Origin of the sequence: Mesorhizobium sp. M8A.F.Ca.ET.208.01.1.1, from assembly GCF_004791315.1 — a bacterium.
In the GTDB taxonomy this organism is placed as follows: domain Bacteria; phylum Pseudomonadota; class Alphaproteobacteria; order Rhizobiales; family Rhizobiaceae; genus Mesorhizobium.
Genome location: NZ_SRUT01000344.1, coordinates 1 through 294, shown reverse-complemented (window position 1 = coordinate 294; position 294 = coordinate 1). Strand labels below are relative to the sequence as shown.

Below are 294 nucleotides of genomic sequence, written 5' to 3'. Positions count from 1 at the left end.
AGCTGCAGTCCAAGCAGGGGAACGCCGATCTCGGCGACATCCGCAACCGGCTGTCGGAGCTCAACATCGGCGAGGTCCAGGTTCAGCAATTCGGCGCGCCGAACGACGTCTTGATCCGCGTCGGTACACAGGACGCCGGCGAGAATGCCGAGCAGACCGTCATCGACAAGGTGCGGGGCGAATTGCAGGACCAGTATGATTTCCGCCGCGTCGAAGTGGTGGGGCCGACGGTCTCCGGGGAATTGGCCAAGCAGGGCACGATCGCGATGCTGATCGCGCTGGTCGGCATCTTGC

Annotated in this window: 1 pseudogene; it reads left to right on the top strand. The window is 63.9% G+C overall.

Annotated features, from left to right (window positions below):
* Positions 1-294 (top strand): annotated as a pseudogene (locus EN851_RS35580) (protein translocase subunit SecDF); the annotation flags it as partial.